This is a genomic window from Rhodococcus sp. PD04, from assembly GCF_035918275.1.
GTDB lineage: Bacteria > Actinomycetota > Actinomycetes > Mycobacteriales > Mycobacteriaceae > Rhodococcus > Rhodococcus rhodochrous.
The window spans coordinates 781,077-801,438 of sequence record NZ_CP142143.1 but is presented as its reverse complement, the minus strand read 5'-3'; the positions used below and the strand labels follow the sequence as shown (position 1 = coordinate 801,438).

General features: G+C 69.1%; 21 protein-coding genes. 7 read left to right on the top strand and 14 right to left on the bottom strand.

The window, feature by feature from the left end:
- Positions 1-10: 10 nt before the first annotated feature.
- The 6 genes from U9J23_RS03685 to U9J23_RS03660 all read right to left on the bottom strand — a co-directional run bounded on the left by U9J23_RS03685 (position 11) and on the right by U9J23_RS03660 (position 4,679).
- Entirely contained in the window at positions 11-601 is a 591-nt protein-coding gene (locus U9J23_RS03685; protein WP_016695412.1) for a Uma2 family endonuclease, read from the bottom strand.
- Positions 602-681: 80 nt separating this feature from the next.
- Positions 682-1,977: a M18 family aminopeptidase gene (locus U9J23_RS03680; protein WP_272266928.1), complete on the bottom strand. Its 1,296-nt coding sequence runs from the start codon at positions 1,975-1,977 to the stop codon at positions 682-684.
- Positions 1,978-2,048: 71 nt separating this feature from the next.
- The gene (locus tag U9J23_RS03675; RefSeq protein WP_059384290.1) at positions 2,049-2,399 is read right to left on the bottom strand and encodes a VOC family protein; all 351 of its coding nucleotides are present in this window, start codon (positions 2,397-2,399) and stop codon (positions 2,049-2,051) included.
- A gap of 343 nt (positions 2,400-2,742) precedes the next feature.
- Positions 2,743-3,420 (bottom strand): phosphoribosylformylglycinamidine synthase subunit PurQ, encoded by a 678-nt coding sequence (gene purQ, locus U9J23_RS03670; RefSeq protein WP_059384275.1) that lies wholly within the window; start codon positions 3,418-3,420, stop codon positions 2,743-2,745.
- Positions 3,417-3,662: a phosphoribosylformylglycinamidine synthase subunit PurS gene (gene purS, locus U9J23_RS03665; RefSeq protein ID WP_006551824.1), complete on the bottom strand. Its 246-nt coding sequence runs from the start codon at positions 3,660-3,662 to the stop codon at positions 3,417-3,419. The genes purQ and purS overlap by 4 nt, the downstream gene beginning before the upstream one ends.
- Positions 3,663-3,788: 126 nt before the next feature.
- Positions 3,789-4,679: an LLM class flavin-dependent oxidoreductase gene (locus U9J23_RS03660; protein ID WP_085469196.1), complete on the bottom strand. Its 891-nt coding sequence runs from the start codon at positions 4,677-4,679 to the stop codon at positions 3,789-3,791.
- A gap of 30 nt (positions 4,680-4,709) precedes the next feature.
- Between U9J23_RS03660 and U9J23_RS03655 the strand changes: the two genes are divergently transcribed.
- Positions 4,710-5,354 (top strand): MBL fold metallo-hydrolase, encoded by a 645-nt coding sequence (locus tag U9J23_RS03655; protein ID WP_006551826.1) that lies wholly within the window; start codon positions 4,710-4,712, stop codon positions 5,352-5,354.
- Between the two features lie 15 nt (positions 5,355-5,369).
- Here U9J23_RS03655 and U9J23_RS03650 read toward each other — a convergent pair whose 3' ends face one another.
- On the bottom strand, positions 5,370-7,013 hold the full coding sequence (locus U9J23_RS03650) for an FAD-binding dehydrogenase (RefSeq protein ID WP_272266932.1): 1,644 nt from the start codon (positions 7,011-7,013) through the stop codon (positions 5,370-5,372).
- Between the two features lie 58 nt (positions 7,014-7,071).
- Positions 7,072-7,776: a DUF2334 domain-containing protein gene (locus U9J23_RS03645; RefSeq protein WP_272266934.1), complete on the bottom strand. Its 705-nt coding sequence runs from the start codon at positions 7,774-7,776 to the stop codon at positions 7,072-7,074.
- Positions 7,777-7,914: 138 nt separating this feature from the next.
- Here U9J23_RS03645 and U9J23_RS03640 point away from each other — a divergent pair, with 138 nt between their 5' ends.
- On the top strand, positions 7,915-10,041 hold the full coding sequence (locus U9J23_RS03640) for an NAD(P)/FAD-dependent oxidoreductase (RefSeq protein ID WP_326601442.1): 2,127 nt from the start codon (positions 7,915-7,917) through the stop codon (positions 10,039-10,041).
- Between the two features lie 108 nt (positions 10,042-10,149).
- Here U9J23_RS03640 and bluB read toward each other — a convergent pair whose 3' ends face one another.
- The 6 genes from bluB to U9J23_RS03610 all read right to left on the bottom strand — a co-directional run bounded on the left by bluB (position 10,150) and on the right by U9J23_RS03610 (position 14,172).
- Positions 10,150-10,809, bottom strand: a complete 660-nt coding sequence (gene bluB / locus U9J23_RS03635; RefSeq protein ID WP_085469192.1) for a 5,6-dimethylbenzimidazole synthase — start codon at positions 10,807-10,809, stop codon at positions 10,150-10,152.
- A gap of 1 nt (position 10,810) precedes the next feature.
- Positions 10,811-11,305: a glutathione peroxidase gene (locus tag U9J23_RS03630; protein ID WP_106200615.1), complete on the bottom strand. Its 495-nt coding sequence runs from the start codon at positions 11,303-11,305 to the stop codon at positions 10,811-10,813.
- Positions 11,306-11,352: 47 nt separating this feature from the next.
- A complete protein-coding gene (locus U9J23_RS03625; RefSeq protein ID WP_106200616.1) occupies positions 11,353-11,778 on the bottom strand; it encodes a DUF1801 domain-containing protein in 426 nt (141 codons plus the stop codon).
- Positions 11,775-12,296, bottom strand: a complete 522-nt coding sequence (locus tag U9J23_RS03620; protein WP_106200617.1) for an SRPBCC family protein — start codon at positions 12,294-12,296, stop codon at positions 11,775-11,777. Before U9J23_RS03620 ends, U9J23_RS03625 begins: the two co-directional genes overlap by 4 nt.
- 85 nt (positions 12,297-12,381) lie before the next feature.
- Complete coding sequence (locus tag U9J23_RS03615; RefSeq protein ID WP_272266936.1) at positions 12,382-13,236, bottom strand: IclR family transcriptional regulator; 855 nt, start codon at positions 13,234-13,236, stop codon at positions 12,382-12,384.
- A gap of 84 nt (positions 13,237-13,320) precedes the next feature.
- Complete coding sequence (locus U9J23_RS03610) at positions 13,321-14,172, bottom strand: hypothetical protein (RefSeq protein WP_147414376.1); 852 nt, start codon at positions 14,170-14,172, stop codon at positions 13,321-13,323.
- A 202-nt stretch (positions 14,173-14,374) separates the two neighbouring features.
- On the opposite strand from U9J23_RS03610, the gene U9J23_RS03605 reads away from it, so the two are divergent.
- The 5 genes from U9J23_RS03605 to U9J23_RS03585 all read left to right on the top strand — a co-directional run bounded on the left by U9J23_RS03605 (position 14,375) and on the right by U9J23_RS03585 (position 20,269).
- Complete coding sequence (locus U9J23_RS03605) at positions 14,375-15,235, top strand: VOC family protein (RefSeq protein ID WP_272266939.1); 861 nt, start codon at positions 14,375-14,377, stop codon at positions 15,233-15,235.
- Positions 15,236-15,369: 134 nt separating this feature from the next.
- On the top strand, positions 15,370-16,371 hold the full coding sequence (locus U9J23_RS03600; protein ID WP_272266941.1) for an alpha/beta fold hydrolase: 1,002 nt from the start codon (positions 15,370-15,372) through the stop codon (positions 16,369-16,371).
- A 43-nt stretch (positions 16,372-16,414) separates the two neighbouring features.
- Positions 16,415-17,659 carry an acyl-CoA dehydrogenase family protein gene (locus U9J23_RS03595; RefSeq protein WP_272266943.1) on the top strand — a complete coding sequence of 415 codons (1,245 nt, stop codon included), beginning with the start codon at positions 16,415-16,417 and terminating at the stop codon, positions 17,657-17,659.
- An 83-nt stretch (positions 17,660-17,742) separates the two neighbouring features.
- Positions 17,743-19,032, top strand: coding sequence for an MFS transporter (locus U9J23_RS03590; protein WP_272266945.1), 1,290 nt, complete (start codon positions 17,743-17,745; stop codon positions 19,030-19,032).
- Positions 19,025-20,269: a flavin reductase family protein gene (locus U9J23_RS03585; protein ID WP_326601432.1), complete on the top strand. Its 1,245-nt coding sequence runs from the start codon at positions 19,025-19,027 to the stop codon at positions 20,267-20,269. Before U9J23_RS03590 ends, U9J23_RS03585 begins: the two co-directional genes overlap by 8 nt.
- Positions 20,270-20,362 lie beyond the last annotated feature (93 nt).

The following is a 20,362-nucleotide window of genomic DNA, read 5'->3' as shown; positions in this document are numbered from 1 at the left end:
GCGGATCAGTCTATCGCTGCGCAGGCGCGACGGGGTTCACCGGTGCGGGCACGAGCTCCGACGGTGTGACGGCCACCTCGGTGCCCAGCGCATCGAGGGTGACGGTGCCCGAGTGCTCCCCGTCGAATCGGTACCACCCGTCGACGAGCGTGAAGGTGGCGATCACCGGCGGCCCGCCGAGATCGACGATCCAGTACTGCGGGACGCCGGCCTCCGCATATTCGGAGAACTTCGTGACCCGGTCGGTGCGGGCCGTGCCGTCGACGGTGACCTCCACGACCAGCTTCACCTCGGAGATCGGCGCCCGATCGGGGTCGGCGTCGACGAGGGAGCGTCCCACGACGATCACGTCGGGGCACCGCACGGTCAACGGCTTCTCCGCGACCAGCACCTCGACGCCGCCGAGCGCGCACCACTCGTCGGGCAACTTCTCGTCGAGGAGCAACGCCAGGGTCACTGCGGCGTGATCGTGTGCCGCTCCCGGCGCGGGCGCGGCGACGAGGACACCCTCGCACACCTCCACGTGGTGCCCGTCGGATTCGGGCAGGGCAGACCACTCGGCGAGGGACAGCAGATGATCGGGGTAGGACGGGACGTCCACTGCATTCCCCCGTTCTCTCCGACCGGACACGACCGTCTTCAGTGTGTCACCGGCGGGTGCTTCGGGGCGGGCGAACGCGGTCACGATGCCGGGGTCAGGAAAGCGGTCAGGGCCTGCGCATAGCTCGTCACGTCGTCCGCGCCCATGAACTCGCGCGCCGAGTGCATGGCGAGTTGTGGGGCGCCGACGTCGACGGTCGTGATGCCGGTCCTCGACGCGGTCATCGGGCCGATCGTCGAGCCGCACGGCAGGTCGGCGCGGTGCACGTACCGCTGCAACGGAACTCCCGCCTGCTCGCACGCCAGCGCGAAGGCTCCGGCTCCGGTCGCGTCGCTCGCGTACCGCAGGTTCTGGTTCACCTTCAGGACCGGTCCGCCGTTCACCGCGATGCGGTGCGCGGGTTCGTGCCGCTCGGGATAGTTGGGGTGCGTGGCATGCGCCATGTCGCCCGACGCGACGATCGAGCCGGCGCGAGCGCGGAGGAACTCCTCGCGACCGCCGCCCCGGATCAGGACGATCCGTTCGAGGACGGTGTTGAGCAGTTCCGAGAAGGCGCCGCGGTCGGACATGCTGCCGACCTCCTCGTGGTCGAACAGGGCGAGGAGCGGCATCGGGCCACCGTGAGCTGCGACGTGCTCCGCGGCGTCGAGCAGGGCGTGCAGTCCGGCGTAGCAGGTGCCCTGGTTGTCGAGACGCGGAGCGCTGACCAGGTCGCGGCCCGGCCCGACGACCGCGCTCGGCGCAAGGTCGTGGGTCATCAGCTCCCAGCCGAGCACCGCGCCCGGGTCGATACCGTGCTGCTCGGCGACCCACGCGATGAACGAGCGCGGTTCGGTGCCGACCCCCCAGACGCCGTTCACGTGGCGCTGCGGGTCGAGCTGGACGCCCTTGCGGTCCTCGGACAGGTGGATGGCGAGCTGCGGGACCCGCAGGACCGGCGCGTCGACGCGGACGAGGACGTCCTCGGTCGTCTCCCCCGCGCGCACGGTGAAGCGCCCGGAGATCCCGAGGTCGCGGTCGAGCCACGAGTTGAGCCACGCACCGCCGTACGGTTCGAGCCCCACCATCCGCCAGCCCGCCGACGTGAGGTCGGGATGCTGCTTGACCCGCAGGTTGGGGCTGTCGGTGTGCCCACCGACGATGCGGAAGGGCGCGGCCGGATCGTCGGCGACACCCTCGGTGCTCCACGCGATCAGCGACCCGCCGCGCACCAGGAAGAAGCGTCCCGGTTCGGAGGGCCAGGCCTGCTGCTCGTGCAGTTCGGCGAAGCCCGCTTCGGTCAGCGCCGCGGCGACGGTGGCGCAGACGTGGAACGGCGACGGCGACAGGTCGACGAAATTACAGAGACCCCGAGCATCGGCACGCGTGGAAGACATGACTGCATCTTCGCATCACGGACAGTGGGAGTGCTGACCGAAAGAGTCGCCCCGCTCTCTCCGCGCCGAGCTCAGTGGCCCTCGGCGACGCAGAACAGGTTGCCCTGGGGGTCGGCGAGCGTCACCCAGCGGAAGTCGTCGCCCATGTTCTCGCGGTGGACCTCCTTCGCGCCGGCCTGCACGAAGCGCTCGACCTCGGCGTCGAGATCGGGAGCGGTGAGATCGAGGTGCACGCGGTTCTTGCCGGGTGTCGGATCGGACACCTTCTGGAAACCGAGCCGGATGCCCTGGGGCAGGGCGACGATGACGAACCAGCCGTCGTTCTCCTGCTCGATGCGGCCGCCCGTACGCTCGGCCCACCACGTCGCGAGCGGAGCCGGATCGGTGGTGTCGAAGGTGATCATCGCGATGGTCGCTGTCATGACGCGACGGTACCGCCGGGGACCGACACGCAACGCCCCATCGATGGAGGGGCCCGATTTGGGTAGTCCTACTCAGGACAGGCCCACTCGGCTCCGGCAGACTGATCCGCGATGTCGCGCATGGGGGATGACGACGACATCGCGCCCGGGACTTGATCGGGGGGTCGAGCTCCGGGTTGTAGGGACGAGGGATTCCGCAGCCGATCGGGACGGTGGCGGGGTCCCTCGTTCCGTCTCTCCTGTTCCGGGACTTCGAGTTCGGGATCCATCGAACCCGGAACGAGCGAAGCCCCACCGACACGGGAGAGTCGATGGGGCTTCGCCGGAAGTTCCGGTCAGACGGTCACGCGTTGACGACCGCGTCCAGCACGCTGTAGAACATGCCGAGTCCGTCGTCGCTGGGGCCGGTGAGCGCCTCGGTGGCGTGCTCCGGGTGCGGCATGAGACCGACGACCCGGCCGTTCGCCGAGGAGATGCCGGCGATGCCGCGCTGCGAACCGTTCGGGTTGTCGCCCGCGAAGCGGAACACCACGCGACCCTCACCCTCGAGTTCGTCGAGCACCTTCTCCGATGCCTGGTAGCGGCCCTCACCCGACTTGAGCGGGATGAGGATCTCGGCGCCGGCCTCGTAGCGCGAGGTCCACGCGGTGGTGTTCGACTCGACCTTCAGCCACTCGTCGCGGCAGACGAAGTGCAGACCGGCGTTGCGGGTGAGCGCGCCGGGCAGCAGACCCGCCTCGCACAGCACCTGGAAGCCGTTGCAGATACCGAGGACGGGCATGCCCTTCTGAGCGGCCTCGACGACCTTGCCCATCACCGGCGAGAACCGGGCGATGGCACCGCAGCGCAGGTAGTCGCCGTAGGAGAAGCCGCCGGGCACGATCACCGCGTCGACGTTCTTGAGGTCGGCGTCCCCGTGCCACAGGCTCACGGCCTCACCACCGGCAAGCTTCACCGCGCGGGAGGCGTCGACATCGTCGAGCGTGCCCGGGAAGGTGATGACTCCGATGCGTGCGCTCATGCGTCACCGTCGATCCGCCGGATGGCCCAGTCCTCGATCACCGTGTTGGCGAGCAACGACTCGGCGATCTTCTCGAGCTCCTCGTCGCCGACGCTGCCGTCGACCTCGAGCTCGAAACGCTTGCCCTGACGGACGTCGGTCACGCCCGCGAAGCCCAGCCGCGACAGCGCCCCGGTGATGGCCTGACCCTGGGGGTCGAGAATCTCGGCTTTGGGCATGACTTCGACGACGACACGCGCCACGTGCTGCTCCTCGGTAGTAGTGCTGGCGCCCGGGGACGGACACCGGACATCCAGCAGTTTACCGGCCGTGGCCACCGGGACGGGCATCGGCCGAGGTCCCTCTCGTGCGAGACCTGTCACGCCCGTTCAACGCCGCTCCGCAGCAACCAGTTCGCGCACGCGGGGCGCGACCTCGCCGGCGAAACGTTCGAGGTCGGGCTGCTCGTCGCTGCCGAGAACGAAGGTGCTGGTCCCGTGCCGCAGGGTCAGTTCGGCGAGCTGTTCGGCCCACACCTCGGGCGGTCCGTGCAGGAACGACCCGTCCGCGGTGTCCGCGAAGGTGCCGGAGATGTTGTAGAGCCGGCGGATCGCGGCGGGATCACGCCCGGCACGGTGCGCGCCCTCGTCGACGCGGGCGCTCATCTCCCCCAGCTTCTCGGGCCCGGCGGCGAACGAACTCGGCAGCCATCCGTCGGCGGAGCGGCCGGTGACGTCGAGCATCCGCCTGCCGTAGGCGCCGAGCCAGATACCGAGATCGTGCGCGGGGAACGGCCCCCGCTTCGCGCCGGTCAGCCGGTAGTACGTGCCGTCGACCCGGGCCGCGCCCTTCTCGTCCGACCACAGGGCGCGGATCACCTCGATCGCCTCGATCAGTGCGTCGACCGCTTCACCGGGGCTGCGGCGCGGTCCGCCGTTCGCGGCGACGGCGTCCCAGAAGGCACCCGACCCGAGACCCAGTTCGACGCGACCCCCACTGAGCCGGTCCAGCGAGGCCGCGCTCCGCGCGAGGATCACCGGCCCGCGCAGGGGCAGGTTCGCCACGTTGGGCGCGACCGTCACGGTCGTGGTGCGCGCGGCGATCCACCCGAGCAACGTCCAGGTGTCGAGGAATCGCGGCTGATAGGGGTGGTCCTGGATCGTCACCAGGTCGAGTCCGGCACGCTCCGACACCGTGGCGAGGTCGACGACGCCTGCCGGATCGACAGCGGAGGGCGTGAGGAAGCTGCCGAAGCGGAGTTCCTGTCCGTAGTCGGTCATCGGGCTCCTTCCGACGGCATACTCGACGGCATGCAACTGACCCATTTCGGCCATTCCTGCATCCTCGTCGAACACCTCGGCGCGAAGCTCCTTTTCGACCCCGGAAATTTCTCCCACGGGTTCGAGGGCATCACCGGACTCGACGCGATCCTCGTGACCCATCAGCATCCCGACCACGCCGACACCACCCGGCTGCCCGCGCTCCTCGAGGCCAATCCCGGAGCGCAGCTGTTCTCCGACCCGCAGTCGGCGAACCTGCTCGACGGCGACTGGACCGCGGTGCGTCCCGGCGACTCGTTCTCGGTCGGTTCGCTGACCGTGCGCGGCACCGGCGGACGGCACGCGGTGATCCACCCCGACATGCCCGTCATCGACAACACGGCCTTCCTCGTCGGCGACGACGAGAATCCGTCGCGGCTGCTGCACCCCGGCGACTCGCTGTACATCCCGCACGAGCGCGTCGACGTGCTGGCCCTGCCGTCGACCGCGCCGTGGCTCAAGATCTGGGAGGCGATCGACTACCTGCGCGCGGTGAACCCGCGGGTCGCCGTGCCGATCCACCAGGGCATCGTCAACGACAACGGTCGCGGCATCTTCTACGGCCGGTACAGCGAGATGGCGCCGGAGGGCACCGAGTTCCGCGTGCTGCCGCACGAGGACGGCGTCGAGGTCTGACGCTGCGGAGATGGTTCAGCGGGCGGCGGCGCGACCCGCCGCCCGGCCCGAGAAGATGCACCCGCCGAGGAAGGTGCCCTCGAGCGACCGGTAGCCGTGGACGCCGCCGCCACCGAATCCGGCGACCTCACCGGCCGCGAACAGGCCGTCGAAGACCGACCCGTCCGACCGCAGCACGCGCGAGGACAGGTCGGTCTCGAGTCCGCCGAGCGTCTTACGGGTGAGCAGGTGCAGCTTGACCGCGATGAGCGGGCCGGCCTTGGGGTCGAGGATCCGGTGCGGCGCGGCGATGCGGACGACGCGATCGGGTGCGTAGGCGCGCGCCGAGCGAACCGCCGCGACCTGCAGGTCCTTGGTGTACTTGTTGTCCATCTCGCGGTCGCGGGCCTCGACCACCGAACGCACCTGCTCGTAGTCGAGCGGCGCCTCGGGGGTGAGTTCGTTCATGCCCGCGACGAGATCGGCGAGCGTGTCGCGGACGACGAAGTCGACCCCGCGCTCCTTGAATGCCTCGACCGGTCCGGGTGCACCCGACTTGACCCGCTGCAGCAGCAGGCGGAGGCTGCGCCCGGTGAGGTCGGGGTTCTGCTCGGAACCGGAGAGCCCGAACTCCTTCTCGATGATCTTCTGGTCGAGCACGAACCAGGTGTGGTCGTAGCCCGTGCTCACGATGTACTCGAGGGTGCCGAGCGTGTCGAAGCCGGGGAACAACGGCACCGGCAACCGCTTACCGGTGGCGTCGAGCCACAGCGACGACGGGCCGGGCAGGATACGGATGCCGTGCTCGGGCCACACCGGGTCGTAGTTGGTGATGCCCTCGGTGTAGTGCCACATGCGGTCGCGGTTGACGATGTTCCCGCCGGCCTTCTCGGTGATCTCGAGCATCCGGCCGTCGACGTGCGCGGGCACACCACTGAGCATGTGCTTCGGCGGCTCCCCCATCCGCTTCGGCCAGTTCTTCTTCACGAGGTCGTAGTTGCCGCCGATACCGCCGGAGGTGACGATGACGGCTCCGGCGGAGAACTCGAAGTCCCCGACGACGGTGCGGGAGGACGCCACGCCGCGCGCCGCGTCGGTGGGTTCGAGAATCGCCCCGCGCACACCGGTGGCGGCGCCGTCGGTGACGACGAGTTCGTCGACCCGGTGGCGGTGCTTCAGCGTGACGAGTCCGCGTTCGACGCCTTCGCGGAGCTTGCGCTCGAAGATCTCGACGAGGCCCGGACCGGTGCCCCAGGTGATGTGGAATCGCGGGACCGAGTTGCCGTGCCCTGCAGCGTCGTATCCGCCGCGTTCGGCCCAGTTGACCATCGGGAAGATCTTCAGCCCGCGCTGCTTGAGCCAGGCGTGCTTCTCCCCCGCGGCGAACTCGACGTAGGCCTGGGCCCAGCGCCGCGGCCAGCGGTCCTCGATCTCGCGGTCGAAGCCGGCGGTGCCCATCCAGTCCTGCAGGGCGAGTTCGTAGGAATCCTTGATCCCGAGTCGTCGCTGTTCGGGACTGTCGACGAAGAACAACCCACCGAACGACCAGAAGGCCTGCCCACCAATGTTGTTCGAGTTCTCCTGATCGACCAGCAGAACCTTGCGGCCGGCGTCGATCAGTTCACCGACCGCCACGAGCCCCGCGAGTCCCGCCCCCACCACGATCACGTCAGCGTCCATGGCCGCCAACATTACCGAGCGGATGCGGCGACCGGGAGCACCGGCGGGCCCGGCGGGATCACGCCACGCGACTGTTCGACGGGCGCGGCCGCCAGGCGTGGACGGTCGGCTCGGCACCGTGGTGCAGCGCGAGGTCGACAGCGTCGAGGATCGCCTGGCGGGGTCCGGACTCGGCGAGCCGGGGAGCGGCGATCGCCAGACGCAGCAATTCTCCGCGCCGCACCGTCCGCGACGCGCCCATCACCATCGCGCGGCATCGCCACACGTCCGACCCCGCACCGTCGCCGAGGCCGTACACCCGCGCCTTCGTCACGGTGCCCGTTACCAGGTCGTGGATGCCGGCGTTGTCCGCCATCATCCGGAAACCGACCTGCGGAAGTGCTGCCACTGCGCCCGGCGACGCGCGCCATCGCGGTGGTGCGAACAGCCGGGTGCGGAGTCCGGTCTCCTCGAGCACGCGGTCGGCGGCGAGCAGGCGCAACCGTGCTTCGTGCTCGGGCAGCGTCGCGAACTCGGCGCGACGTCGCTTCGTCGCCGCCTGGTCGTAACCGTGTAGCACGATCGCGTCGCCGCCCTCGCGTCGCTCGAGCAGCCATTCCTGCGTCGCCGGATCCCGCGCGAGGCGGTAGTGGTCCTCGAGGCGGGGTGCGACGAACAATGACAACGGCACTCCGCGCGCATCCGTCTCACGGGCAAAGGCGTCCACGAGGTCGCGCGTGACGTCCCGGATCCCCGACACCGACACGATCATCCGTCCGCTCATGACCCCGAGCCTGCTGCACCCGGGTGAACGGCGTCCTGCCCTGCCGGGAAGTCCGGATGAAGACTCGGGCCGGCAATCCGCATCCCGTTCATCGGGACAGTGTCGACGGCCACATCGAGCCGGGCATACCGTCCGGGCGTGGCAGTCCCGAACCAGACCTATACGCGCCTTCTCTCCCCCGGCACCATCGGGCCGATCACCCTGGACAACCGAGTGGTGATGCCCGCCATGGACATGAACCTCTGCGAGGACGGGGAGATCGAACAGGGCGACATCGACCATTTCGTCGCCCGCGCGGCCGGAGGCACCGGGCTGATCGTCACCGGATGCTGCGCGGTCGCCTATCCGGCGGGATGCGCCAGCACTAAGGAACCCGGCCTGTCCGAGGACCGGTTCATCCCCGGTCTCCGTGCGCTGGCCGACGCCGTCCACGAGGCCGGCAGCAAGCTGTGCGTGCAGATGGTGCATCACGGCAAGGTCGCTCGCATCGACACCCTGCAGGGCCGTCCGCAACTGGTACCGAGCATCCCGAAGCCGCCGAGCGACATGAGCGCGATGGCGGACTGCACCCCCGAGGAGCTGCAGCGCATGGCTGCGATCCAGGGCGGCAAGCAGGCCACCTACAACGAAGCCACCGAAACCGATATCCAGTGGCTGATCCGCATGTTCGCCGAGGCAGCGGGCCGGGTCGCTGCCGCCGGAGCGGACGCCGTCGAGATCCACGCCGCCCACAACTACGTGCTCGGCGCCTTCCTCAGCCGCTACACGAACCAGCGCACCGACGAATACGGCGGGTCGCTGGAGAACCGGGCCCGGCTGACCTGCGAGGTGATCCGCGCGGTCAAGGCCGAGGTCGGCGACCGCCTCGCCGTCATCGTGCGCCTGGCAGGGCAGGAATACGGTGAGACGGACGGCCTGACCGTCGAGGAATCCGCCGCTGCCGCAGTGCTGTTCGAGCAGGCCGGCGCCGACGCTCTCCACGTCACGGGCACCGCACTGAACGCGTTCGCGAACTTCACCGACGGCCCGCTGCCGGACAAGGTCGGCTTCTACACTTCCGAGGCCGCGGTCATCAAGCGTGCGGTGTCGATCCCCGTCATCACCGTCGGCCGCATGCTGCCGGAGGTCGGCGAGCGGATGATCGCCGAGGGCGTCACTGACTTCGTCGCGATGGGACGTCAGTTGCTGGCCGATCCCGCGCTCGTCGCCAAGCTGAAGCAGGGGCGCAGCGAACAGATCCGCCCGTGCATCAACTGCTACGTGTGCGTGCAGGAGAACTTCTGGGACGCCACGCCCATCTGCGCGGTCAATCCGGCGCTGGGCAACGAGACACTCGTGCCGTTCGTCCGCACTGCGGCGCCGAAGCACATCGTCGTGGTCGGTGCCGGTCCGGGCGGTCTCGAGGCGGCGCGGGTCGCCACCGAGCGCGGGCACCGCGTCACCGTCCTGGACAAGACCGACCGGCTAGGCGGGACCCTGTGGTTCTCGACCCTCACCACCCCCGACAACGAGCGGCTGCTGAAATGGCTGACGGCCGAGGTCACCCGCCTCGGCATCGACGTGCGGCTCGGCACCGAGGCCACCGCCGCATCGATCCGCGCCCTGGAGCCGGACGTGGTGGTCGTCGCGACGGGCGCCGTGCGGGAACGTCCCACCGTGCCGGGCGGGGACCTTCCGCACGTGCACACCGGCGACAGCATGCGTGCGCTCATGACGGGTGCGGGCGACGTCTCCGATCAGTCCCCGGTGCTGCGGGTGATGGGCCGGGTAGGCAGGCTCGCCGGTATCACCACCAGCCCTCGGAGGATCCGCGATCTGAGCCGGCGGTTCCTGCGTTTCCTGCCGATGGCGAAGGACGTCGTCGTGATCGGCGGGTCGCTCGTCGGTCTGGAGCTGGCCGAGTTCATGGCCGAACGCGGCAGCCGGGTGACGCTGCTCGCCGAAGGTCAGCAGCTCGGGGTGCCGATGGCAATGCCGCGCCGGTGGACCGCCGTCAAACACGCGCGCGAGGTGGGCGTCGAGGTGCACCGCAATGCGACCGTTCAGCGCATCACGCGGAAGACGGTGGAGTTCACGGTCGGTGGGGAGACGAAATCGGTGCGCGCCCGGATGGTCGTCGTCGCGTCCGGGGTGTCGGCGGCGGCACCGCTCGCCGACGAGCTGGCCGGCTCGGGCATCGACGTCCGCGTCGTCGGGGACGCGGGTCGGGTCGACTACATCGAGGGCGCCATCCACAGTGCCTGGAAGGTGGCAACCGACCTGTGAGAACAGCAGGTGGCAACCGGCCTGTGAAGCGGCAGGTGGCGACCGACCTGTGAGAACAGTAGGTGGCGGCCGGTTCGTGCACTCACGAACCGGCCGCCACCCGTCGGATCAGGCCTCCCGGTCGCCCGGCGCCGCGAACCTGTCGCGGTGCACGGCCTCCTCGAGCGGACGACCCTTGCGCCAGCCGAACCGTTCGAGGTCGGGTATTTCCTGGAGTCGCGTGACCGGGCCGACGCACAGCCACGCGATGGGACGCACGGGTGCGCTCACTCCGACGAAGTCGGCGAGGAAGTCCTCCTCGTAGAACGACACCCATCCCACGCCGAGTCCCTCGGCGGTCGCGGCGAGCCACAGGTTCTGGATCGCCAGCACGGCCGAGAACAGGCCGGATTCGTCGATGGTGTGGCGGCCGAGGATGTGCTTGCCGCCGCGTTCGGGGTCGTAGGTGACGACGACGCCGGTCCCCGATTCGACGATGCCTTCGATCTTGATGGGGTCGAAGGTGCTCTTCCGGTCCTCGGGGAGCGAGTCGGCGAACGCCTGTCGGCAACCGGCGACGTGCTCGGCGAACTCCTTCAGTCGCTGTTCGTCCTGCACGACGACGAAGTCCCAGGGCTGGGTGTTGCCGACACTGGGTGCGTGGTGGGCGGCCCGCAGGATGCGCATCAGCGTGTCCTCGTCGAGCCGTTCCCCGTTGAATTCTGCACGGACGTCGCGACGCATGCGGATGATGTCGTACAGCGCGTCCCGCGCTTCTGTGCCGAACATGTCAGGCCGGCAGGATCTCTTCGAGGGCGTCGAGGATCTCGGGCGCATCCGGTTCCGTGCGGGGACGGAAGCGCGCGGCGACCGTGCCGTCGGGGGCGATGAGGAACTTCTCGAAGTTCCACTGGATGTCGCCGGCCTCGCCGGAGGCGTCCGGGTGCTTGGTGAGCTCGGCGTAGAGCGGATGCCGGTTCTCGCCGTTGACCTCGATCTTCTCGAGCAGCGGGAACGTCACGCCGTAGGTGGTGGAGCAGAACTCCTGGATCTCCTCCGGCGTTCCGGGTTCCTGACCCATGAACTGGTTGCACGGCACGCCCACGACGAACAGTCCGCGGTCGCGGTACTCCTGCGCGAGCTTCTCGAGCGCCGTGTACTGCGGGGTCAGGCCGCACTTGGACGCGACGTTCACGACGAGAACCGCGTGGCCCTCGTACGCGCCGAGATTCGTGGGTTCACCCGTGAGGGTGTTGATCGGGATGTCCTGGAGAGGCGTGGTCATGCTTCCAAACTATCGTGTGCCCGATCACTCCCCCGAACATCGGCGTGCTACATCTTCTCCCCCGGGAGCGCGGCGGCCTGCCGAACCCACTTCCGGACCTTCTCCTCGTCGAGGTCCTCGAGCCGGCGGATGTCGTGATAGCGCATCTCGGGATGCTTGGACCCCTTCTCCGGCAGCGGGTCGAGCGAACTCCCCCTGAAGAAACTCAGCTGCACGTAGTTCGTGAAGCAGCGGAACGTGAGGAACCAGCTGTCGTCGGCGGTGCCGTAGAGCGGCTGGTTCCACTTCACGGCGTTGTGGACGTCGGGAACTTCCTCGAGGATCAGCTCGTCGAGGCGTCGGCCGATGTCGTGCTTCCACTCGGGCATCGCCGCGATGTAGGCCTCGACCGGTTCCCTGCCCATCCCCTTCGGGATCTGCGGGTTGCCACCCGACAACAGCTTGGGTCCGGTGCCCTTCTCGGACTCGCTCATGAGGTCTCCCCTCCTTGTCCCGGCACGGGAGCACCCGCCGGGAACCCTTCTGCGATGTAGGACTCGTAGACCGGCCGCCAGGCCTCCGAGTCGGCCTCCTGCGACGGCGGTTCGCCTGCCAGCAGGGCGTCGAACTCGTCGAGGCAGACCGTCCAGCCCGCGGCGACCATCGCGGCGGTCTCCCGGTCGCCGAGGACGTTGACGAAGACGAACAGGCAGCCCTGCGGCGTCGGGTTCAGCGTGAATCCCAGTTCGTCGCCCTCCCACGTGTAGGACAGGCTGCCGCGTGACTCGCACGCCAGGATCGTGCCCTTCGTGGGCTCGGCGCCGGGCTCGTCGGCGAAGGTGATCGTGCCGCCTTCGCGCAGTTCGATGTCGACGGCGGCGGGGAACCATCGGGAGAGTTCGGCCGGGTCGGTCACCGCGCTCCACAATCGTTCCTGCGGATACGGGTACTCCCGCTCGAAGCGGATCGCGGGACGGCCTTCGACATCGACGAATCGAGCTCGGTTCTTCACAGCGACTCCCGAAGTTGTGCGGTTGAAGAGCGTTGCGTGGCTTCTTCCCCGAACTATGCCGCATCGCTCCGACAGGAGAGTGCGATCAGGAGACCCGGTCGAACTCGTCCTCGATGTCCCACTGCAGCTCCGAGGTGCTGTAGTCCTGCGCGAGCTCGCGGGCCCGGATGAACTGCGTGGCGATCAGCCGGGAGGTGCGCAGGACCGCCGCTGCGGCCTTCGCCCTGTCGAGCCGGCCCGTCGCCGCGGAGACGCTCACCGCGGCGATCGGCCGGCCGTTGACGAGCACCGGCGAGGCGACCGCGCTCATCCCCATGCTGAATTCGTCGCACGCCCACGAATGACCGTTCTCGCGCACCTCGGCGAGCTGCGAACGCAACCGGCCCGCGTGCCGGACGGTGCGGCTCGAGGACGGCTCCTGCCGGACGTGGTGGGCGACCGCCCTCTCACGGTTCTCGGTGTCGAGGAAGGCGACGAGGGCCTTGCCCGACGCGGTGCTCAGGGCCGGGGCCCGGCCTCCGACGACGGGCGTGACGATCCGGCTGCGTGAACTCGTGATCTGGTCGATGAGGATGACGTCCCACGATTCGAGGACGGACAGTCCCACGGTGGCCCCGACGTGCAGGAACAGGTCGCCGAGCAGAGGTGCGGCGACCTCCTTGAGCCCGGTCGGGCGGCTGTGGACGAAGTGGTTGCCCAGCTCGAACATCTTGATGCCGAGACGGTACTGGTTGCCGTTGCGGATGACGTGGCCACTCGCGGTTAGCTGCCCGAGGATCCGGAAGGCCGTCGATTTCGGCAGCGAGGTGAGCTGGGCCAGTTCGGTCAGGCTCATGGTGTGCCCGGCGTCGAGGAAGGCGTCGAGCAGTGAGAGCGCACGGCCGACGGCGATGCTCGGCTTGACGTTGACGGCCGATTCCTGAGGGTTTCCGGAACTCACGGTTCACTGCCTTTCACCTATGACGACGGTCACCCCCAGGTGTCGAAGTCAACCACATCCCCCGGCACCACGGGGAGGTCACCTCTACCGGCCGTGCGCGTGGGTCAGGGGTTCGAAGCCGTCCTCGTACTCCCCCTTCGCCCGCTCGACCGTCACCGTCCCGAACACCTGTGAACGCAGCACCGCAGTCGCTCCCGGACCGAGTTCGAGTGCCGGACCGGCCGACGGGAGGACGAGCACCTCTCCGACGGACACCGGCCCGAACAGCGCGATCGCTCGGCGCAGCGCCGAGACCAGGTGCAGCGAGGCGGCCGGGTGCGGCCGGTGCAGAGCCGTGGCACCACCCACCTCGACGTCCAGGAGGATTCCGGTCGGGTCGGCACCGGACGGCGCGATCCAGGTATCGGAGACGACGACGTGCCCGGCGTGAGCGTTGTCCGCGATGCACTCGAGGACCGTCGATCCTGCGGGCTCACCGACCCGAGGGCAGGCGACGACCAACGCCGCGTGCACGCCTTCCACGGCACCGAGGACCTCCGCGACCGTCACGTCCGGCCGGTCGAGGGGTCGCCCGACGCGCAGCGCGAGCGTCGCGGAGACCCGTGGACGGACCAGGAGCGTGTCGGGGATCCCGGTGCCGGTGGCATGTACCGCACCGCCGAAGTAGTAGCCGCCGACCGCCACCTCACCGGTAGGGCTGTCCACCACGGTCACTGCACGGCCCGCGACCCGGCACCCTTCGTCGGTTCCACGCCGGAAATTGGTGACGGCCACGTCCTCGGCACCCTGTTCGGCGTAGGGCGCGAGCAGTTCGTCGGCGGCTCGGGCCGGGCGCCCGGTCAGTCCGGCGTTGAACAGCATGTTCGCGACCGTGTGCAGTGCCACCTGCTTGGGGGCTTCGTCCCACGGTGCCGGGGCCGGCGAGAGTGCGGTCATGGCGACCATGGTGCAGACCACACGGCCTGCCCGCGCAATCCGGCCGTGCCACCTGACGGAACCGCGTGACGGTTTCACGCCGTGGCACACGATCCGTGCCACCGCGGCGTGACCGGGGCCACTCTGTCATCCATCGCCGGACACGACCCCGCCCCGAGCGGCAGGTAATCGGTCCACAGAACGCAGGCAATCAGGAGGAAAGATGGGACGGGTCCGCGCATTCGGTTACCTGGTCGCGACCGTGAGGGACATCGAAGCCTGGAAGGTCTTCGCTGCGGACGTCCACGGAATGCAGATCGTGGAGCACACCGAGGACAGGCTCAAGCTCCGCCTCGACGAGCGGGCCTGGCGCATCGACCTGCACCGCGGCGAGGTCGAGCACATCGACGCCGTCGGCTGGGAGGTGCGTGGACCCGAGGACATCGAAGCCCTCGAGAAGGCGCTGATCGACCACGGCTACTCCACCCACCGTGCGAGCCCCGAGGAGGCCGCCTACCGCCAGGTGACCGACTACCTGGCCTTCACCGACCCGGACGGCCACGGCATCGAGGTCTACTACGGCCAGCACCGCGAGTCGACGCCGTTCGTCTCCCCGACCGGCGCGCGCTTCGTCACCGAGGGCATGGGCATCGGCCACGTGATGTTCGCGGTCAGCGAGTCGGCTCCCTTCCGCGAGCTCTACATGGACATCCTCGGCCTCGGCCTGAGCGACTACATCGACATCGGCCCGGACCCGGGCACCTTCCTGCACTGCAATCCCCGCCACCACTCGGTGGCCTTCGCCCACCGCCCCGGCTTCGGCCCGCGCCTCGGCCACCTCATGGTGCAGGTCGACAACCTCGACACGGTCGGACGCGCCTACGACCGGATCCTCGAGGGAGCCGCGCCGCTGGGCGCCACGCTCGGCAAGCACACCAACGACGAGATGATCTCGTACTACGTCAAGACACCGTCCGGCTGGGAGATGGAGTACGGCTACGGCGGACTCGAGATCGACGAGGACACCTGGGTTCCCGGCCGGTGGAACGCCGCCCACTTCTGGGGACATCAGCGCGTCGGCTGACGGACCCCGTCGAGCCCGTCCGGCGAGGACCGGACGCCGGTGCCGAACAGTGGCACCTCGCGATGGCCCCTATCCGAGAACCCGTCACACACTGCTGCTCACGACGTGATGCACGCAACATCGAGGAGGACACCGTGTCGTTGACCGACGACCAGGAGATTCACGTTCCGGGACTGCTCAGCCGCTACGTCCGGCTGCAGACGGGCGTCAAGGCCCACTACTCGACCTCGGGCGAGAGCGGTCCCGCCGTCGTCCTGCTGCACGGTGGCATCCCCGGTAGCTCCGGTTCGGCCGGATTCCGTTACATGGCACCCTTTCTCGGCGCCCACGGCTTCCGCGTCTACTGCCCCGACTTCCCCGGCTTCGGCCTGACGGAGGATCCCGGACGCTTCTACGCGTACGGACAGGGCGGGCAGGTCGACTTCCTGCAGGACTTCGTCAACGCTGTCGCACTCGACACCTTCTGCCTCGGCGGCAACTCGATGGGGTGCCAGAACACCGTCAACTACGTTGTCGCACACCCGGAGCGGGTCGAGCGCTTCGCGGTGATCGCCGGCATGATCGGCGACCTGGTCACCCGCGACGAGATGCGCGCGGTGGACAACCGGGCGAAGAACGGACCGCTGCCCGGCAGCGGCGGCACCTACGACGGTTCCGAGACGATGATGCGCGCGATGATCGAGTCGATGGTCGTCGACCCGTCCGGCGTCACCGACGAGCTGGTCACCATGCGTACCGCGGCCGCGAACCGCAACCAGGAGTACTACGACGCCAACATGGGCCGGGTCCTGCGCCCGACCGACCCCGACGAGCTGCTCCGCCTCACCACCACGGGCCGGCTCGACCGGATCTCCATCCCGGGCATCGCGATGTTCGGCGACAAGGACGTGCTCTACGCCGTCGAGGCCGCCCACCTGCAGGAGGACGCACTGCCGAAGGTGCAGTTCTTCTACCCCGAGAACACCGGCCACCAGGGCCAGACCGACCGCCCCGAGCTGCACAACCAGGTCTTCCTGGAGTTCTTCCGCGACGGCAAGGTCTCCTGGGAGACCGCGCAGGCCGCCGGCATCTCGACCCGCCGCGCCCCCCACCCCGAGCTGGTCGACGTGCCCGCCGACGCCCTGTCCGCACGCTGACCCCGATACCTCTTCGCCCACTCTCGCATCAAGGAGCACCCCGATGACCACCTACGCCGAACCCCCCGTCACCGCCACCGGTCTCTCCCTCGTCGAGCGCGCCCGGCAGATCGCCCCGATCGTCGCCGAGTACGCCGTCCAGAACGACCAGCAGCGCACGGTGGCCCCCGAGGCCGTGCAGGCGATGATCGACTGCGGCCTGACCCGGGCGCTGCAGCCCGCGCGGTACGGCGGCGAGGAGGCCCACCCGGCCGACTTCGTCGAGGCGGTCATCGAGGTGTCGAAGTCCTGCACCTCGACCGGCTGGGTCCTCATGCTGCTCGGTGTCCACAGCTGGGAGGTCTCGCACATGACCGAACAGCTCCAGGACGAGCTGTTCCTCGACGATCCGACCACGCTGCTCTCCTCGTCCTACGCGCCGCACGGCAAGGCGACGCCGGTCGAGGGCGGCTACATCCTCGACGGATCGTGGAAGTCCTCCTCGGGAATCACGCACGCCCAGTGGGTGATCCTCGGCGCGTCGGTCGAGGTCGACGGCAAGCCGATCATGCACAACTTCGTCGTGCCGCTGTCCGAGGCCGAGATCATCGACGACTGGTTCGTGCTCGGCATGCGCGGCACCGGTTCGCGCTCGGTCGCACTGAAGAACGTCTTCGTGCCGGCGCACCGCGTGCTCGACCGCCAGATCCTGCTCGCCCAGGCAGGTCCCGGCCTGAAGCAGAACGTCGACCCGCTCTACCGGATCCCGCAGGGCTACCTCTACAACCTCGTCGCCGGTGCGCCCGCCCTCGGTGCGGCCTGGGCCTTCTACGACGAGTACGTCGCCCAGCTGAAGAAGTTCACCCGCCGCTTCGACAACCAGAAGCTCAGCGAGGACCGCGTGGAACTGCTGCGCATGAACGACGTGCGCGTGCGCCTGTCCGACCAGCAGGAGACCGCTCTGCGGTGGCTGCGCAAGGGCTTCGAGCAGGCCGAGAACTTCGAGATCCCCGGCGATCTCGAGGCCGCCCGCGGCATCTACGACATGGCGCGCACCGCCGAGGCCGCGCTGAACGTCCCGCAGCAGCTGATGCCGTCGATGTCGGCCAGCGTCGTGCACGAGGCCAACCCGCTCTCGCGCATCTACCGCGACCTGATCGTGGCCCGCCAGCACTTCACCCAGAACACCGACTTCGCCGCCGCGACCGCGGCGAACCTCGAGATGGGCAACCCGGCGGCGGCCGCCTTCCTGCTCAGCGACGAGGACCGCGCCGGCGCCCGCGAGCGCTCCGCACGCCTCTACAGCTGATCAACGGTCGGGAGGCGCGGCCGGACCCCGGTCGCGCCTCCTCGTCATTCCGGTCCCGTACCGGAGGAAAGGACGAGCACACCATGTTCGAAGCGCTGCGGCACCGCGGCTTCGTGGTCTTCCTGACCGGCGCCTTCCTCACCAACACCGGCGGGTGGTTCCAGTCGCTGGCCGTTCCCTTCGTGCTCTTCCAGATCACGGGGTCGGCCGCGTGGGTCGGTCTCGCCACCGCGGCGCAGTTCGTTCCGATCATGGTGCTCGGGCCCTACGCGGGTGCGCTCGCCGACCGGGTCGACCGGCGGTTGCTCGTGTTGTGGATGCAGCTGATGCGTTCCCTCGTGGCCCTGGCCATCTGCGTCTGCTGGCTCGCCGAATGGCACTCGCCGTGGCTGCTGCTCGGCCTCGCCGTGCTCACCGGAATCGCGCAAGGCGTGTCGATGCCGAGCTGGCAGGCATTGACCAACGACTATGCGCCGCGCGGTTCGCTCGCCTCCGCCGCGTCGCTGAACACGATCCAGTTCAACCTCGCGCGATCGTTCGGGCCCGCTGTGGCCGGTGTCGTCCTGTACTGGTGGGGACCGGCGGTCGCGTTCGCGGTCACCTTCGTCATGGTGCTCTCCGTCGTCGTGGCGCTGGTCGTCGCGAAACCCGTCAACGCCCCCGCCCCCGCCGCTCGGGGCAACAGGAAGAGCGGGCGCTTCGTCGAGGGACTGCGCTACACCCGATCCACCCCGGGAGTGCTCACCGCGATGACCGTCGTCCTGGTAACGGGCACTCTGGGCATGCCGATCTTCCAGCACGTGATCACGTTCTCCGAGGACGTCTTCGACAGCGGTGAGCTGGGCCTGGCCGCCCTCAACCTGGGGCTCGGCATCGGCACCATGGCCGGCATCCCCCTGCTGGGACGTGCCCTGCGCCGCGTCGGCCGGTCGACCGTCGCCCTCGTCGCCTTCCTCGGCTTCGGAATCACGCTGGCGCTCTTCGCCATCGCCCCGACGACGGCCACGGCCACCGCCGCCACCGTCGGCGTGGGCGTCTTCTTCCTCCTCGCCCTCACCATCGGGCAGAGCACCGTACAGGTGCTCGTCGCCGACCACATCCGGGGACGGGTGCTGTCGGTCAGCGTGATGGTCTACACCGGTTCGGTGGCCCTCGGTGCTGCTCTGCAGGGCGCGGTCGCCGACCTGATCGGCCTGCGGCCCACCGTCGGACTCTCCGCGCTGCTGCTGGTCGTCGCGGCCGTGGTCCTGCGTTTCGGACCGCGCGACCTGCGACTGTCCCGTCTCGACGATCCCGCCGAGATCGTCCCCGTTCCGTCCACGCCGGTCCCCGAAAGGACGCCGGTCGCCGAAAGGACTACGTCAGATGTCTGACGCAACCACGCTCGCCGACCTTCCGGTCGCCGCGCCCATCGACCCCCAGCACATGCGGCACGTCCTGGGCAGCTACCCCACCGGCGTCGCCATCGTCACCGGACGCGCAGCCGACGGCACGCCGCTCGGCATGGTGGTCGGGACGTTCAACTCAGTGTCGATGGACCCACCGTTGGTGTCGTTTATGCCGATGAAGTCGTCGTACACTTTCGCCGCACTGCGCGAGTCGCGTACCTTCTGCGTCAACATCATGGCCGCCGACCAGGAACACGTGTGCGGGGCATTCATGCGGCGGGAGAACAAGTTCGAGGGCGTCGACTGGCGCGAGTCCCCCACCGGTGCACCGATTCTCGAGGGCACGACGGCGTGGATCGAATGCGAGTGGGCGGACGTGGTCGACGCCGGTGACCACTACTTCGTCCTCGGCGCGGTGCGGGAACTGGCGACCGAGCGGAACTGCCTGCCGCTGTTGTTCTTCCAGCGGGGCTACGGTCGGTTCACACCGGGATCGTTGATGGCCTCGGACTACCGCTCCCTCGCCGCCGCCATCCGGACGGCGGAGTGCGGACGTCAGGAGATGGAGCTCCTCGCCACCGAACTCGGGGTGGAGGTCAGCCTGCTCGCCCCACTCGGTGACGAATTCGCTTTCGTGGCGACGGCGAGCGCCGACGGTGCAAGTCACTCGACGATGCCCGGCACCCGTCTGCCGTTCGTCCCGCCGCTCGGTTCCCTCATGGTCGGCCACCGCGGCGCCCCGTCGAGCGAGGACTGGCTCGACCGCGTGCCGCGCCGGTCGCCGGAGATCCGCGAGGCGGCGGAGCTCCAGCTGCGACGCGTGCAGGAACGCGGATGGTCGGTGACCCTCTCGGGCGAGGTCGACACCCACACGCTCGACGAACTCGTCGACGCCTTCAGCACGCCGGACCGTACGCCGGAGCACGAACAGAGACTCATCGACGCCCTGCAGCGGATGTCGGCCCACCACGAGCCGGCGGAGATCGATCCCGTGGCGACGTACACGCCGCTCCAGCTCTCCGTGCCCGTCCACGACCCGGAGGGTAATGTCGTCATGGTTCTGCGCTTGTCGAGGCTTCCCGAGAGCACTTCGGGCGCAGACATACTCGATTACATCCATCGAATCGAGCAGTCGGCGGCGGTCGTCGAGATCGCCCTGCGGCAGCCGTCGGGATCCCGTTGCGGCACACCGGCCGACGATGCCACCCAGTGGCACCGGTGACTGTGATCACAGCGGACCCCGACTGCACTATGTGACTGCCGCCACCTGGCGTGGTGTCGTCTCAGCTCGGAGCTTCGCTCCTCGAGCGCGACC